The sequence below is a fragment of the Streptomyces sp. JNUCC 64 genome (assembly GCF_054484115.1).
Window position 1 is genome coordinate 2,940,075 of the sequence record NZ_CM137015.1, and the last position, 14,355, is coordinate 2,954,429.

At 74.5% G+C, this 14,355-nt stretch carries 12 protein-coding genes; 9 read left to right on the top strand and 3 right to left on the bottom strand.

What is annotated here, in order from left to right; translation table 11 throughout:
- Positions 1-81 precede the first annotated feature (81 nt).
- Both ACVWNX_RS11870 and ACVWNX_RS11875 read left to right on the top strand, forming a co-directional pair.
- A complete protein-coding gene (locus tag ACVWNX_RS11870) occupies positions 82-1,842 on the top strand; it encodes an acetyl/propionyl/methylcrotonyl-CoA carboxylase subunit alpha (protein WP_454413879.1) in 1,761 nt (586 codons plus the stop codon).
- A gap of 378 nt (positions 1,843-2,220) precedes the next feature.
- Positions 2,221-2,766 (top strand): TetR/AcrR family transcriptional regulator, encoded by a 546-nt coding sequence (locus tag ACVWNX_RS11875; protein WP_454414724.1) that lies wholly within the window; start codon positions 2,221-2,223, stop codon positions 2,764-2,766.
- A gap of 336 nt (positions 2,767-3,102) precedes the next feature.
- Here ACVWNX_RS11875 and ACVWNX_RS11880 read toward each other — a convergent pair whose 3' ends face one another.
- Positions 3,103-4,035 carry a DeoR/GlpR family DNA-binding transcription regulator gene (locus ACVWNX_RS11880; RefSeq protein WP_454413880.1) on the bottom strand — a complete coding sequence of 311 codons (933 nt, stop codon included), beginning with the start codon at positions 4,033-4,035 and terminating at the stop codon, positions 3,103-3,105.
- Positions 4,036-4,289: 254 nt separating this feature from the next.
- Positions 4,290-5,738, bottom strand: a complete 1,449-nt coding sequence (locus ACVWNX_RS11885; RefSeq protein ID WP_454413881.1) for an NAD(P)H-quinone dehydrogenase — start codon at positions 5,736-5,738, stop codon at positions 4,290-4,292.
- Between the two features lie 119 nt (positions 5,739-5,857).
- Here ACVWNX_RS11885 and ACVWNX_RS11890 point away from each other — a divergent pair, with 119 nt between their 5' ends.
- From ACVWNX_RS11890 to ACVWNX_RS11900, 3 genes are all read left to right on the top strand, one after another.
- Positions 5,858-6,295, top strand: a complete 438-nt coding sequence (locus ACVWNX_RS11890; RefSeq protein ID WP_454413882.1) for a gamma-glutamylcyclotransferase — start codon at positions 5,858-5,860, stop codon at positions 6,293-6,295.
- A gap of 610 nt (positions 6,296-6,905) precedes the next feature.
- Positions 6,906-7,727 (top strand): purine-nucleoside phosphorylase, encoded by an 822-nt coding sequence (locus ACVWNX_RS11895; protein ID WP_454413883.1) that lies wholly within the window; start codon positions 6,906-6,908, stop codon positions 7,725-7,727.
- Between the two features lie 45 nt (positions 7,728-7,772).
- Positions 7,773-9,434 (top strand): phospho-sugar mutase, encoded by a 1,662-nt coding sequence (locus ACVWNX_RS11900; protein ID WP_454413884.1) that lies wholly within the window; start codon positions 7,773-7,775, stop codon positions 9,432-9,434.
- 308 nt (positions 9,435-9,742) lie between these two features.
- Here the strand turns inward: ACVWNX_RS11900 and ACVWNX_RS11905 are convergent, their stop codons facing one another.
- The gene (locus ACVWNX_RS11905; RefSeq protein WP_454413885.1) at positions 9,743-10,648 is read right to left on the bottom strand and encodes an NAD(P)-binding domain-containing protein; all 906 of its coding nucleotides are present in this window, start codon (positions 10,646-10,648) and stop codon (positions 9,743-9,745) included.
- Between the two features lie 412 nt (positions 10,649-11,060).
- Between ACVWNX_RS11905 and ACVWNX_RS11910 the strand changes: the two genes are divergently transcribed.
- The 4 genes from ACVWNX_RS11910 to deoC all read left to right on the top strand — a co-directional run bounded on the left by ACVWNX_RS11910 (position 11,061) and on the right by deoC (position 14,355).
- Complete coding sequence (locus ACVWNX_RS11910; protein WP_454413886.1) at positions 11,061-11,441, top strand: hypothetical protein; 381 nt, start codon at positions 11,061-11,063, stop codon at positions 11,439-11,441.
- A 247-nt stretch (positions 11,442-11,688) separates the two neighbouring features.
- Positions 11,689-12,339: a PH domain-containing protein gene (locus ACVWNX_RS11915; protein ID WP_454413887.1), complete on the top strand. Its 651-nt coding sequence runs from the start codon at positions 11,689-11,691 to the stop codon at positions 12,337-12,339.
- A 187-nt stretch (positions 12,340-12,526) separates the two neighbouring features.
- The gene (locus ACVWNX_RS11920) at positions 12,527-13,219 is read left to right on the top strand and encodes a LamG domain-containing protein (RefSeq protein ID WP_454414725.1); all 693 of its coding nucleotides are present in this window, start codon (positions 12,527-12,529) and stop codon (positions 13,217-13,219) included.
- 131 nt (positions 13,220-13,350) lie between these two features.
- Positions 13,351-14,355, top strand: a complete 1,005-nt coding sequence (deoC, locus tag ACVWNX_RS11925) for a deoxyribose-phosphate aldolase (protein WP_454414726.1) — start codon at positions 13,351-13,353, stop codon at positions 14,353-14,355.

The following is a 14,355-nucleotide window of genomic DNA, read 5'->3' on the forward strand; positions in this document are numbered from 1 at the left end:
GAGCCGTGGGTACCGGGCATGGGTACCGGTTCGGTGGGCCGGGGTTCGGCCCCCGGCGAAAACTGCAAGGAGGGAGCCATCGTGCGGAAGGTGCTCATCGCCAATCGGGGCGAGATCGCGGTTCGAGTGGCCCGGGCGTGCCGGGACGCGGGGATCGGGAGTGTGGCGGTCTATGCGGAGCCGGACCGGGACGCGGTGCATGTGCGGGTCGCGGACGAGGCGTTCGCGCTGGGTGGGGACACCCCGGCGGCGAGTTACCTCGACATCGCGAAGGTGCTGAAGGCGGCTGGGGATTCCGGTGCGGACGCGGTGCATCCGGGGTACGGGTTCCTGTCGGAGAACGCGGAGTTCGCGCAGGCGGTGATCGACGCGGGGCTGACGTGGATCGGTCCGCCGCCGCAGGCGATCCGGGATCTGGGCGACAAGGTCGCGGCCCGGCACATCGCCCAGCGCGCGGGTGCCCCCCTGGTCGCGGGCACCCCCGACCCGGTGTCGGGTGCGGACGAGGTGGTGGAGTTCGCGCGGGAGAACGGTCTGCCGATCGCGATCAAGGCCGCGTTCGGTGGCGGTGGCCGCGGGCTGAAGGTGGCGCGGACGCTGGAGGAGGTCCCGGAGCTGTACGAGTCGGCGGTGCGGGAGGCGGTGGCGGCGTTCGGGCGCGGCGAGTGCTTCGTCGAGCGCTACCTGGACCGGCCCCGGCACGTGGAGACGCAGTGTCTGGCGGACCGGCACGGCAATGTCGTGGTCGTGTCGACGCGGGACTGCTCGCTGCAGCGCCGTCACCAGAAGCTGGTGGAGGAGGCCCCGGCCCCGTTCCTGTCCGACGCGCAGAACGCGCAGCTGTACTCGGCGTCGAAGGCCATCCTGAAGGAGGCCGGGTACGTCGGCGCGGGGACGGTGGAGTTCCTGGTGGGGGCGGACGGGACGATCTCGTTCCTGGAGGTCAACACCCGCCTCCAGGTGGAGCACCCGGTGACCGAGGAGGTCACGGGCATCGACCTGGTGCGGGAGATGTTCCGCATCGCGGACGGCGAGGAGCTCGGCTACGACGACCCGCCGGTGCGCGGTCACTCCTTCGAGTTCCGTATCAACGGCGAGGACCCGGGCCGCGGGTTCCTGCCCGCGCCGGGAACGGTGACGGTGTTCGCGCCGCCGACCGGTCCGGGCGTGCGGCTGGACGCCGGGGTGGAGTCGGGCAGCGTCATCGGCCCGGCCTGGGACTCGCTGCTGGCCAAGCTGGTCGTCACCGGCGCCACCCGTGAGCAGGCGCTCCAGCGCGCCGCCCGCGCGCTGGACGAGTTCCGGGTGGAGGGCATGGCGACCGCGATCCCGTTCCACCGGAAGGTCGTCACCGACGAGGCGTTCACCTCGTCGCCGTTCCAGGTCCACACCCGGTGGATCGAGACCGGCTTCGTCAACGACATCCCCCCGTTCTCGGCCACCCCGGCCGACACGGACGCGGACGTCGACGAGAGCGGGCGGGAGACGGTGGTCGTCGAGGTCGGCGGGAAGCGCCTGGAAGTCTCCCTGCCCGTCTCGCTCGGCATGTCCCTGGCCCGCACCGGCCTCGCCGCCGGTGCCAGGCCCAAGCGGCGCGCGGTGAAGAAGTCCGGCCCCGCCGCCTCCGGCGACACCCTCGCCTCCCCCATGCAGGGCACCATCGTCAAGGTCGCCGTCGAGGAGGGCCAGGAGGTCAGGGAAGGCGACCTGGTCGTCGTCCTGGAGGCCATGAAGATGGAACAGCCCCTCAACGCCCACCGCTCCGGCACCGTCAAGGGCCTCACCGCCGAAGTCGGCGCCGCCCTCACCTCCGGCGCCGTCATCTGCGAGATCAAGGACTGACCCGACGCGCCCGCACGGGCGCCGACCGGTGGCGGGCCGTCCCCCAGGGGGCGGCCCGCCGTCGTGCGCCCGGCCGTTCCGGGAACGGACGGACGGCCCCGGGTTCGGGGCCGGACCCGGGCCGACCCCGGGCCGTCCCCGTCTCCATCCGGTCCGACCGGGCCCGTACCGGACGGCTCGTACGAGTGGCATGCTGGGGGCGCGGTGGGGCAGGGAGTCAGGGAGTCTCAGGGAGGAGGACCGGTGGACGGTGGGGACCAGCGCCCGGAGACCGGGACGCACCGGACGGCGGTGGACACGGAGGCGGTCGGGACCCTCCACGGCCCGGTGGCCGTGGCCGGACGGCCGGAGCCGGGACCGGGGCCGGAGCCGAGACCCATGCGCTCGGACGCCCGGCGCAACTACGAACGGCTGCTCGGCGCCGCGCGCACGGCCTTCGCGGAGCACGGCACGGGCGCCTCGCTGGAGGACGTGGCCCGCCGCGCCGGGGTCGGCATCGGCACCCTGTACCGCCACTTCCCCAACCGGCACGCCCTGATGAGCGCGGTGTTCGAGGACGCCCGCGACGATCTGCTGGCCCGCTCCCGGGCCCTGCTGGACGATCCGCAGCCCTGTACGGCGCTGGTCGACTGGCTGCGGGCGATCATCACCCACGCGGGTGAGTACCGGGGGCTGTCCCGGGCCCTGATGACGGCGTCCCGGGACGAGACCTCGGCGCTGGCCCGGTGCAGCACGCCCATGCGGGAGGCGGGCGCCGCCCTGCTGACCCGGGCGCAGCGCTCCGGCTCGGTCCGCGCCGACGTGTCGGTCGGCGATCTGATGCAGTTGACGAACGCCATCGCGCTGGCCGCCGAGGAGACCCCCGGCGACCCGCTTCTGGCGGACCGGCTGCTGAACCTGACCCTGCGCGGCATCCGCGCCTGACGGGCCCTCCGGGGCCCGCCGGTCGGCGGCTCCCGGAGACCTGGCGGGCTCTCCCGGCGGACCCAGGAGAACGCGGCGGGCCCAGGGAGACACCACGGGCCTCGGAGGACCTGTCGGGTCGCGGCGGACACGACACGACGGGGCCGCCGGAACGCGGCGGTCCGGCGGAGCCCGGCGGAGACCCCCGGCCCGGACCCGTGGAGCCCGGCGCGGACCCCCGGACCGGGCCGGGGGAACCCAGCGCGGACCCCGGGACCGGGCCGGTGGCCCCGGCGCGGACCCGTGGAGCCCGGCGCGGACCCGGGCGGCTCACCGGTCCGCGCCCCGACGGGCGGCTCAGCGGCGCCGTAGGTCGGCGACGCGGGCGGCACCGCCCTCGCCGAGCGCCGGGGCACCGCCGCGCAGTTGCGGGCCCCGCCGTGGTCCGGGCAGCGACACGTCCCGGCGCGGACGTCCGGCCGGGGCGGCCTCCGCCCCCGGGCCCCCGGCGGACCCGGTGACGGTGATCTGGACGCCCCGGTCCGCGAGCGCCTGGAGTTCGGTGCCCGCCCGGTCGGCGTGCGCGGGGGGTTCGTCGGTGACCAGCCGGGTCATCAGGTCGGTCGGCACCGTCTGGAACATGGTGTCGGAGCCGAGCTTGGTGTGGTCGGCGAGGACGACCACCTCCGCGGCGGCCTGCACCAGGGCCCGGTCGACACTGGCCGACAGCATGTTGGAGGTGGACAGACCGCGTTCGGCGGTCAGTCCGCTCCCGGACAGGAAGGCCCGGGAGACCCGCAGCCCCTGGAGGGACTGTTCGGCTCCGCTGCCCACCAGGGCGTAGTTGGAGCCGCGCAGGGTACCCCCGGTCATGACGACCTCGACCCGGTTGGCGTGCGCGAGCGCCTGGGCCACCAGCAGCGAGTTGGTCACCACGGTCAGCCCGGGCACCCGGGCGAGACGGCGGGCGAGTTCCTGGGTGGTGGTGCCCGCGCCCACCACGATGGCCTCGCCCTCCTCCACGAGGCCCGCCGCGAGATCGGCGATCGCCGTCTTCTCGGCGGTGGCGAGATGGGACTTCTGGGGGAAACCGGACTCCCGGGTGAAGCCCCCCGGGAGTACGGCGCCGCCGTGACGGCGGTCGAGGAGTCCTTCTGCCTCCAGCGCGCGTACGTCCCGCCGTACGGTCACTTCGGAGGTCTGGACGACGCGGGCGAGCTCACGGAGCGACACGGCCCCGTTGGCGCGCACCATTTCGAGAATCAACTGACGACGTTCTGCAGCGAACACGAAACTGACAGTAACCCCAACGACCATCTACTTTCAGCAGTTTGCGCCGAAGAGCCGAAGTTGTTCGCGAAGTACCGCGCTCAGTGGTATAAACCCCGTCCGTCCCCGTTCGACTACCCAAAGTGACGTGCCGGGGAGGGGATGACGGGGCGGTCCGGGCCGTTCACGAGGGCCCGGACCGTACGGACGCGCGGCGGGCCGTGGCCGGGTGGCCACGGCCCGCCGCGCGTCCGCGCGCCCGCTCCGGGGTCGGGTCAGATCTCGCCCTCGGACTTGCGGGTGTGGAGCTGACGGGCCACCTCGGCGATCGACCCGGACAGCGAGGGGTAGACCGTGAACGCGTTGGCGATCTGCTCCACCGTGAGGTTGTTGTCCACGGCGAGCGAGATCGGGTGGATCAGCTCCGAGGCGCGGGGCGCCACCACGACGCCGCCGACGACGATCCCGGTGCCCGGACGGCAGAAGATCTTCACGAAGCCGTCCCGGATGCCCTGCATCTTCGCGCGGGCGTTGCGCAGCAGCGGCAGCTTGACGACCCGGGCGTCGATCTTGCCCGCGTCCACGTCGGCCTGGGTGTAGCCGACGGTCGCGATCTCGGGGTCGGTGAACACGTTGGACGAGACCGTCTTCAGGTTCAGCGGGCCCACCGAGTCGCCCAGGAAGTGGTACATCGCGATCCGGCCCTGCATCGCCGCGACCGAGGCCAGCGCGAACACCCCGGTGACGTCACCGGCCGCGTAGACGCCGGGCGCCGAGGTCCGGGAGACCCGGTCCGTCCAGATGTGGCCGGAGTCCTTCACCCGGACGCCCGCCTCCTCCAGACCCATGCCGCTGGAGTTGGGGATGGCGCCGACGGCCATCAGACAGTGCGTCCCGCTGATGACCCGGCCGTCCGAGAGGGTGACCTCGACCCGGTCGCCCACCCGCTTGGCGGACTCGGCGCGGGAGCGGGCCATGACGTTCATGCCCCGGCGCCGGAACACGTCCTCCAGGACGGCCGCCGCGTCGGGGTCCTCGCCGGGCAGCACCCGGTCCCGGCTGGAGACCAGGGTGACCCGGGAACCCAGGGCCTGGTAGGCGCCCGCGAACTCGGCGCCGGTGACGCCGGAGCCCACCACGATCAGCTCGGCGGGCAGCTCGGCGAGGTCGTAGACCTGCGTCCAGTTGAGGATGCGCTCCCCGTCCGGCTGGGCGTCGGCCAGCTCGCGGGGGTGCCCGCCGGTGGCGATCAGCACGGCGTCGGCGGTCAGCCGCTCCTCGGTGCCGTCGGCGGCCGTCACCACCACGGTGCGGCTGCCGTCGGTGTCCTGCTGGCCCTCCAGCCGTCCCCGGCCGCGCAGCACCCGGGCGCCCGCCCGGGTGACGGAGGCCGTGATGTCGTGCGACTGCGCCAGGGCGAGACGCTTCACCCGTCGGTTGACCTTGCCGAGGTCCACGCCGACCACCCGGGCGGGGGTGTCCACATGGGGGGTGTCATCGGCGACGATGATCCCCAGTTCCTCGTACGACGAGTCGAAGGTGGTCATCACCTCGGCGGTCGCGATCAACGTCTTCGACGGCACGCAGTCGGTCAGCACCGACGCTCCGCCCAGACCGTCGCAGTCCACGACGGTCACCTCCGCGCCCAGCTGGGCGGCGACCAACGCCGCCTCGTACCCGCCGGGCCCACCACCGATGATCACGATCCGAGTCACGCCTCCCATTGTCCCGCACGCTTCAAAACCCGCGCCTCCGGGGGCCGGGGTTCGGACACCCTCCCTCTTCAGAGGGGCACTTCCGGTACGGGAGGGGCAGCGGGCGCGGCTGTCGTACCCTCGACTCCATGTCGCTCTACGCCGCGTACGCCGGCAATCTCGACGCGCGGCTCATGACGCGCCGCGCACCGCACTCGCCGCTGCGCGCCACCGGATGGCTCAACGGCTGGCGGCTGACCTTCGGGGGCGAGCACATGGGCTGGGAGGGCGCCCTCGCGACGATCGTGGAGGCCCCCCGTTCGCAGGTCTTCGTCGCCCTCTACGACATCGCGCCCATGGACGAGGACTCCATGGACCGCTGGGAGGGGGTCGGGCTCGACATCTACCGCCGGATGCGGGTGCGGGTGCACACCCTCGACGCGGAGGAGCCCGCCTGGGTGTACGTCCTCAACGGCTACGAGGGCGGGCTGCCGTCCGCCCGCTACCTCGGGGAGATCGCGGACGCGGCCGAGTCGGCGGGGGCGCCCCACGACTACGTCATGGAGCTGCGCAAGCGGCCCTGCTGAGGCCCTGCGCGGACGGCGTCCGCGCCGTTCCCCGCGCCCCTGGTCGGGTTGCCGTCGTCGGTCCGCCGCTGGTCCGCCGTGGTACCTCGCGCAGTTCCCCGCGCCCCTTGATCGGATTGCTGTCCGTGGTCGCCTGCGGGTGCGTCGTGCGTTGCCCGCGCCCCTGACGGGGCGCTCTGGACGGCTCGCTCGCGGAAGCCCGACCCGTACCGGAAGGACCACGACAAGGCCCCGACCAGAGGCACGGACAACCCACGCCCCACCCGCACCGGGACACGGGCAGCGGCCCGACCAAGGGGCGCGAGGAACTGCGCGAGGAACCACGACGCACCCGCACGGAGGCACGACAGCGGCCCACCCAGGGACGCGGGGAACTGCGCGAACAGCCACCCCGCGCCCGCAGCGACAACGGACGGCAATCCGACCGGAGGGGCGGGCGACCCACGACGCACCCGCACGGGACAACGGACGGCAACCCGACCGAGGGGGCGCGGGGAACTGTGCGAGGAACCACGGCGCGCCGTCGGTCCCGGAAACAACAAGGCAACGATCAGGGTCGGCCCGAAGATGCATCTACGCGCGTAGGCGAATTCGGGCTACGCTCGTCCGCGTGAACGCATCTCTTCTTCCGGACGACATCCAGGGCGACCCGTACGCCGCCGCCGAGACCGCCGCCGCCCGGCTGCGCGAGCTCACCTCGGGCGACCACGACGTCGCCCTGGTGATGGGCTCCGGCTGGGCCCCGGCCGCCGACGAGCTGGGCGCCCCCGAGTACGAGTTCCCGGTGACGGACCTCCCCGGCTTCCCGGCCCCCGCCGTGGCGGGCCACGGCGGGCGCGTCCGTTCGTACCGCGTGGGCGACAAGCGCGCCCTGGTCTTCCTGGGCCGCACCCACTACTACGAGGGCCGCGGCGTGGCCCCCGTCGCGCACGCGGTCCGCACCGCCGCCGCCGCGGGCTGCCGGACGATCGTCCTCACCAACGGCTGCGGCGGTCTGCGCGAGGGCATGCGGCCCGGTCAGCCGGTGCTGATCGGCGACCACATCAACCTCACCGCCACCTCCCCGATCGTCGGCGCGAACTTCGTCGACCTCACGGACCTGTACTCGCCGCGGCTGCGCGCGCTGTGCAAGGAGATCGACCCCACCCTGGAGGAGGGCGTCTACCTCCAGGTCACCGGCCCGCACTACGAGACCCCGGCCGAGATCCGGATGGCCCGCACCCTCGGCGCGGACCTGGTCGGCATGTCCACCGTGCTGGAGGCCATCGCCGCCCGTGAGGCGGGCGCCGAGGTGCTCGGGATCTCCCTGGTGACCAACCTCGCCGCCGGGATGACGGGCGAGCCCCTCAACCACGAGGAGGTGCTCCAGGCGGGCCGCGACTCGGCCGCCCGGATGGGCGCCCTGCTGACCCGGGTGCTGGGCAGCATCTGACAGCGTGGGAACCCCCACCCGGACACCACCCCGAGAGGCGGAACCGTGCAGGACGACGAGCTGACCACCCGTGCCCGCGCCTGGCTGGCCGAGGACCCGGACCCCGGCACCCGGGACGAGCTGGCCGCGCTGCTGGCCCGGCTGGACGGACCCGGTGACCCGGACCCGTCGGCCGCCGCCGAACTGGCCGACCGCTTCGGCGGCACCCTCCAGTTCGGCACCGCCGGACTCCGCGGCGAACTGGGCGCGGGCCCGATGCGGATGAACCGCGCGGTGGTCATCCGCGCCGCCGCCGGACTCGCCGCCTACCTCCGGGACGAGGGCCACGACGGCGGGCTCGTGGTGGTCGGGTACGACGCCCGGTACATGTCCGCGGACTTCGCCCGGGACACCGCCGCCGTGCTGACCGGCGCCGGACTGCGGGCCGCGCTGCTGCCGCGCCCGCTGCCCACCCCGGTCCTCGCGTACGCGATCCGCCACCTCGGCGCGGTCGCGGGCGTCGAGGTGACCGCGAGCCACAACCCGCCCCGGGACAACGGCTACAAGGTCTACCTGGGCGACGGCTCCCAGATCGTGCCCCCGGCCGACACCGGCATCGCCGGGCGCATCGCCGCGGTGGGCGCGCTCGCGGACGTGCCCCGCCCCGAGGACGGCTGGACCGTCCTCGGCGACGAGGTCGTGGACGCCTACCTGGCCCGTACCGACGCCGTCCTCGCGCCCGGCTCGGCGCGCGGGGCGCGCACCGTCTACACGGCGATGCACGGCGTGGGCAAGGACGTGGCGCTGGCCGCGTTCGCCCGCGCGGGCTTCCCCGCCCCGGTCCTCGTGGCCGAGCAGGCCGAACCGGACCCCGACTTCCCGACCGTCGCCTTCCCCAACCCGGAGGAGCCGGGCGCGATGGACCTCGCGTTCGCGACGGCCCGCGAGGTCCGTCCCGACCTGGTCATCGCCAACGACCCGGACGCGGACCGCTGCGCGGTCGCCGTCCCGGACGGCGAGGAGTGGCGGATGCTGCGCGGCGACGAGGTCGGCGCGCTGCTCGCCGCGCACCTGGTGCGGCGCGGGGTGAGCGGGGTGTTCGCCGAGTCGATCGTCTCGTCCTCGCTGCTGGGGCGGATCGCCCGGGCGGCGGGCCTCGGCCACGAGGAGACCCTGACCGGCTTCAAGTGGATCGCCCGGGTGGACGGGCTGCGGTACGGCTACGAGGAGGCGCTGGGCTACTGCGTCGACCCGGAGGGCGTCCGTGACAAGGACGGCATCACCGCCGCGCTGCTCGTCACCGAGCTGGCCTCGGAGCTGAAGGCGGACGGCCGGACCCTGCTGGACCTGCTGGACGACCTCGCCGTGGAACACGGGCTGCACGCCACCGACCAGCTCTCGGTGCGGGTCGCCGACCTGTCGGTGATCGCCGACGCGATGGCCGCGCTGCGCGCGCGTCCCCCGGCCGAGCTGGCGGGCCGCGCGGTGCTCCGCGCCGAGGACCTCACCCACGGGACGGACGCCCTGCCGCCCACCGACGGGCTGCGCTACGCCCTGGACGGCGCCCGGGTGATCGTGCGCCCCAGCGGCACCGAGCCGAAGCTGAAGTGCTACCTGGAGGCCGTCGTCCCGGTCGCCTCCCACGCGGATCTGCCCCGGGCCCGCGCCGAGGCCGCCGCCGTCCTGGCGGAGCTGAAGCGGGACCTGGCGAAGGCCGCCGGGATCTGATCCCCGGCCCTCCCGGGGTCCCGCCCGCCCCCGGGCGGCCCCGGCACCGGCTCGTCCCCACCGCCCGGCACCCGGCCGCACCCGGGCGCCGGGCGGGCTCCGTTCGGGGCCGGTGGGCTCTGTCGGGGTCGGGCGGGCTCCGTCGGGGCCGGGCGGGCTCCGTCGGGCCGGTGGGGCCAGTGGGGCTGTCCGGGGCCGGTAGGCCGGTGGGGCCTGGTGTCCGTCCCGGGCAGCCCTCCGGCCGGTCCCGCCTCGGGTAGCGGGCCTCCGGCCGGTCCCGTCCCGGGTGGGGCCCGTCCGGTCCTGTCTCAGGTCCGGGCGGTGCCGGTTCCGCCCCGGGCCGGGTCGGGGCCGGTCCTGAACCCGTGGACGGAGAGCGGCGCGTTCCACTCGTCGTGTCCCCCGGCGGCGATCCTCCGCAGCCGGGCGAGGGAGTTCTCCAGGTCGGTGGGGTCCACTCCGGCGCCCCGGGCCGCCCGGATCATGTTGCGCAACCCGGCGGCCTGGACGTCGAGGTCCTGGACGATCGCGGGCGGGGTGCCGTCGGCGGCCTCCGCGTCGACCTCCTTCGCGAGGAAGGGCAGCAGCGCGGACATGCCGGTCAGCCACGGCACCAGCAGTTCGGTGAACCCGGTGGCGTCGCCCTCGGGGTGCGCGGTCGCCATGGCCACCGCCAGGTAGAAGCCCTCGAACATCAGCTGGGCGCCGCTGAGCAGCGCCAGGTCGTAGAGCGGTGCCAGCCCCGGGTCGGTGCCGAGGTGGTGGGCGGTGCCGAGCGTCTCCAGTTCGGCGCGCCACCCGGCGAACACCTCCACGGGTCCGCTGTAGAGCACGAACGCCCCCGGGGTCGCGATCGTCGCCGGGATCGCCATCACCCCGCCGTCCAGGTACGCGACGCCGCGTTCCCGGAGCCATCCGGCGAGCCCGGCGGCCTCGGCGGGCGTCCCGTTGGTGAGGTTGACGACGGTACGGCCGCGCAGCCCGTCCACGACCGGTTCCAGGGTCTCCCGGACGGCCGCGTAGTCGAGCAGGCAGACCACCACCAGCGGGCTGGCCTCCACGGCCGCCCCGAGGTCCCCGGGCGCGACCGCGCCCCGGGCGACGAGCGCCCGAGCCCGGGCCGCCGTCCGGTTCCAGACCACGGTCCGGCGACCGGCGCCCAGGAACGCGTCCGCCAGCGCCCGTCCCATGGTCCCGAGCCCCAGCACGCTCACGTCGCCCCGTAAGGGCGTCGTCCGTCCCGTCATCCCGCACACTCCGTTCCCCGGTGTCTCCGCTGTCTTCGCTGTCTTCGCTGTCTTCGGTGTCTTCGATGCCCCTGGTGCCTCTGGTGGGCCAGAAGCCCCCAGTGCCTCTGGCATTCCAGAAGCCCCCGGTCCCTCCGGTGTCCCGGTGTCCCCGTGGGTCTGGCGTTCCCGCGTCCCCGGCGTTCCCCTGGGCCCGGCGCGCGGGCATCCCCGTATCCCCTGGTCCGGGGCGTCGCCGGGGCCGGCGGGGCCGCCACCACCCTCGCCCGGGTCCCCGACCGGGGACAAGAAGGCACTTCGAAGTGGGTTGCGGACCCCGGGGTGCGTACGGAATCCACGGCTCAGGAACTCCCCGGCGCGGTCAGGCGTCATCGGGAGCATGCGGCAGGGCGATCAGAACGAGCAGAAAGAACACTTCGCCGGGGGCGGAGGAGTCGACGGCACCAAGGACGTCGGCCTCGCTGACGGCACCGACGGCGAGGAGGACGAACGGGGCGGCGGGGGGAGCGGCCGGTGGCTGCCCCGGCAAGGGGGCGGACGGGAGGACGGACGGGACGCGCCGCGTCGGCACGGCCGGTCGGTGACCCTCACCGGCTGTCTGCTGGCCCTGGTCGCGGTGGCCTCGGGGCTGGCGGTGTGGCTGGAGGGCGCGGGCCCGGGCGTCAGCGGGAGCTTCGAGGGCGAACGGGACCTGAGCCTGGTCTACGCGGAGCTGCCGCTGATGCTGTTCGGCGTGCCCGCGCTGACGCTGGCGGTCTAGGGGTGCGCCCGGCGGGCGCTGCGCGGGCGGACCTTCCGGCTTCCCCCCGCGGTGGCCCTGGTCGCGGCCCTCGCGGTGGCCCTCGCCGCGCTGTCGGTGCTGTCGTGGGGGTGCCTGTGGTGGCTGGAGTCCCGGGTGGAGCCGTTTCGCCTCAGGGGGGACTACGGGTGAGCGGAGGCGGTCGGGAGGGCGCCGTCCGGGGTGGGGGCGGGGACCCGTTCCGGCCAGGTGGGGCAGAATCGTTCGTATGACGAGTTCCGATCGCCCCACACCCGCGTCGTCCTCCGCGGAGAGCCCGGCGGAGCCCCCGTACCGGGACCGGGTCTTCCGGTCCTCCGCGGGCATCGCGGGCGGTGCGCTGCTGCTCGCGCTGGGTGCCTGGCTCGGGGTGGACGCCCTGGTCCGGGGCGCGGGCAGCGCGCCCTGGCTGGCGCTGGCGGCGCTGCTGTTCCTGGCGCCGCTGGTGGTGGCGTACACGGTCCGTCCCGCGGTCTTCGTCAACGAGGACCGGCTGCGGGTGCGCAACCCGTTCCGGACGGTCACCCTGCCGTGGGGCAGCGTCGGCGACCTCCGGGCGGGCTACTCCAACGAGGTCTTCGACGACACCGGGGCCAAGTACCAGCTCTGGGCGGTGCCGGTGTCGCTGCGGGCCCGCAAGAAGGCCGCCCGGCAGCAGAGCCGGGCCGCGATGGACGACCCCTCGGGCCGCACCTCCCTGACGGCGGCCCCCGTCCGGTCGACCTCGGACCAGATCGTGGAGGACCTGCGGGAGCTGGCGGAGCGGCGCGGCGGCGCGGAGTCGGCCCAGGGGCGGCCGTCGGTGCGCTGGGCGTACGAGATCCTCGCTCCCTCGGCGGCGGGCGCGGTGCTGCTCGCCGTCCTCCTCGCGGTCACCTGACGCCTCCGGGACGGCTCCCCGGGCACCACGCCCTCCCTTCGATCATCACTCCATGTGATGAAAAGAGGGCGGAACGTCACGTATGCGCGCATGGGTGACCGGTCACCGGGCAGAACCCTCCGGAAGCGCCCGTTCCGAGAGGAGTGACGTGCTCACCGACCTGTTCGCGCGTCTGCGCGCCCGTCTCCTGCCCGCCCGCCGCACGGGCGCGCCCCGCGTCCCGCTCACGGCGGCCACCCTCGTCTTCACCGCGGACTTCACCTCCACCACGCAGTGGGTGGCGGGCCGTTCCTGGGCGTATCCCGGGGGCGGGCCCACCAACCCCGGGGACGACAAGCTGGACCATCTGGTGGCCGACCCCTCGTACAGCCGCGCGGGCACCTTCCGGGCCACCGCCCGCCCGGACGGCCTGTGGAACACCGGGCTGCTGACCACCGAGGGCAGCGCCGAGGGGTTCACGGTGCGGTCCGGGGACGTCCTGGAGGCCCGGGTGCGGCTGCCGACCGGGACGGGCGCCTGGCCCGCGATCTGGACCTGGCGCGACGGGGACCAGGAGATCGACGTCTTCGAGTACCACCCCGACAACCCCGACCTGCTGGAGCTCTCCAACCGGGTCCGGAGCGCCCACCGCTACCTCCGCGACCCCTCGGTGGGGCCCGACCGCTGGGTCGACCTGCGGGTGGAGTTCGGGATGTGGTCGGTGGTGTGGTGGCTGAACGGGGTCCGGGTGTACGCGGACCGGCGCGGGGTGGGCTGGCGCTGGTACGCCTACCTCATCGTCAACCTCTCCGTCTGCGCGGGCCGCTACCACCCGCCCCCGGAGCCCGGCGCCTCCGAACTGTCCTTCGAGGTCGCCGCCCTGCGCGTGTACCGGCCCTGAGCCCCGGCGCCTCGGGCCTCCCGGGCCCGGGCCACCGCGAGCACCCGGGCCGGGGCCTCCGTGAGCACCCCGGGTCCGGGCCGCCCGCCCTGTACAGCCGCTACGCGCGTAGATATGCTCAGCTCGTGACCATGCCCACGATTCCGCCCCCAGAGCCGACGGCGCCCGGTCCCCACGGCCCCGCCGCGCGTACCCCGGACGACCACCCGCTCGCGCACGTCACCGCATCGGAGACGGCGCTGCGCGGCTTCCTGCACGGACTGCCGGGCGTGGACGCGGTCGGCCTCGAAGCCCGCGCCGCCTCCCTCGGCACGCGTTCGATCAAGACGACGGCGAAGGCGTACGCCATCGACCTGGCGATCTCGATGATCGACCTGACGACGCTGGAGGGCGCCGACACCCCCGGCAAGGTCCGGGCCCTCGGCGCCAAGGCCGCCCACCCCGACCCGGGCGCCCCGGACACCCCCCGGGTCGCGGCGGTCTGCGTCTACCCCGACATGGTGGAGACCGCGAAGGCGGCCGTCGCCGGGACCGGGGTGCGGGTCGCCTCGGTGGCCACCGCCTTCCCGGCGGGCCGCGCCGCCCTGGCCGTGAAGCTGGCCGACGTGCGGGACGCCGTCGCCGCCGGGGCCGACGAGATCGACATGGTCATCGACCGGGGCGCGTTCCTCGCGGGGCACTACCTCAAGGTCCACGACGAGATCCGCGCCGTGAAGGAGGCGTGCGGCGCCGCCCGGCTGAAGGTCATCTTCGAGACCGGCGAACTGTCCACCTACGACAACATCCGCCGTGCCTCCTGGCTGGGGATGCTCGCGGGCGCCGACTTCATCAAGACCTCGACCGGCAAGGTCGCCGTCAACGCCACCCCCGCCAACACCCTGCTGATGCTGGAGGCGGTCCGCGACTTCCGCGCCCGCACCGGCGTCCAGGTCGGGGTGAAGCCCGCCGGGGGCATCCGCACCTCCAAGGACGCGGTGAAGTTCCTGGTGCTGGTGAACGAGACGGCGGGCGGGGACTGGCTGGACAACGACTGGTTCCGGTTCGGCGCCTCGTCCCTGCTGAACGATCTGCTGATGCAGCGCCAGAAGCTGGCGACCGGCCGCTACTCCGGCCCCGACTACGTGACGGTGGACTGA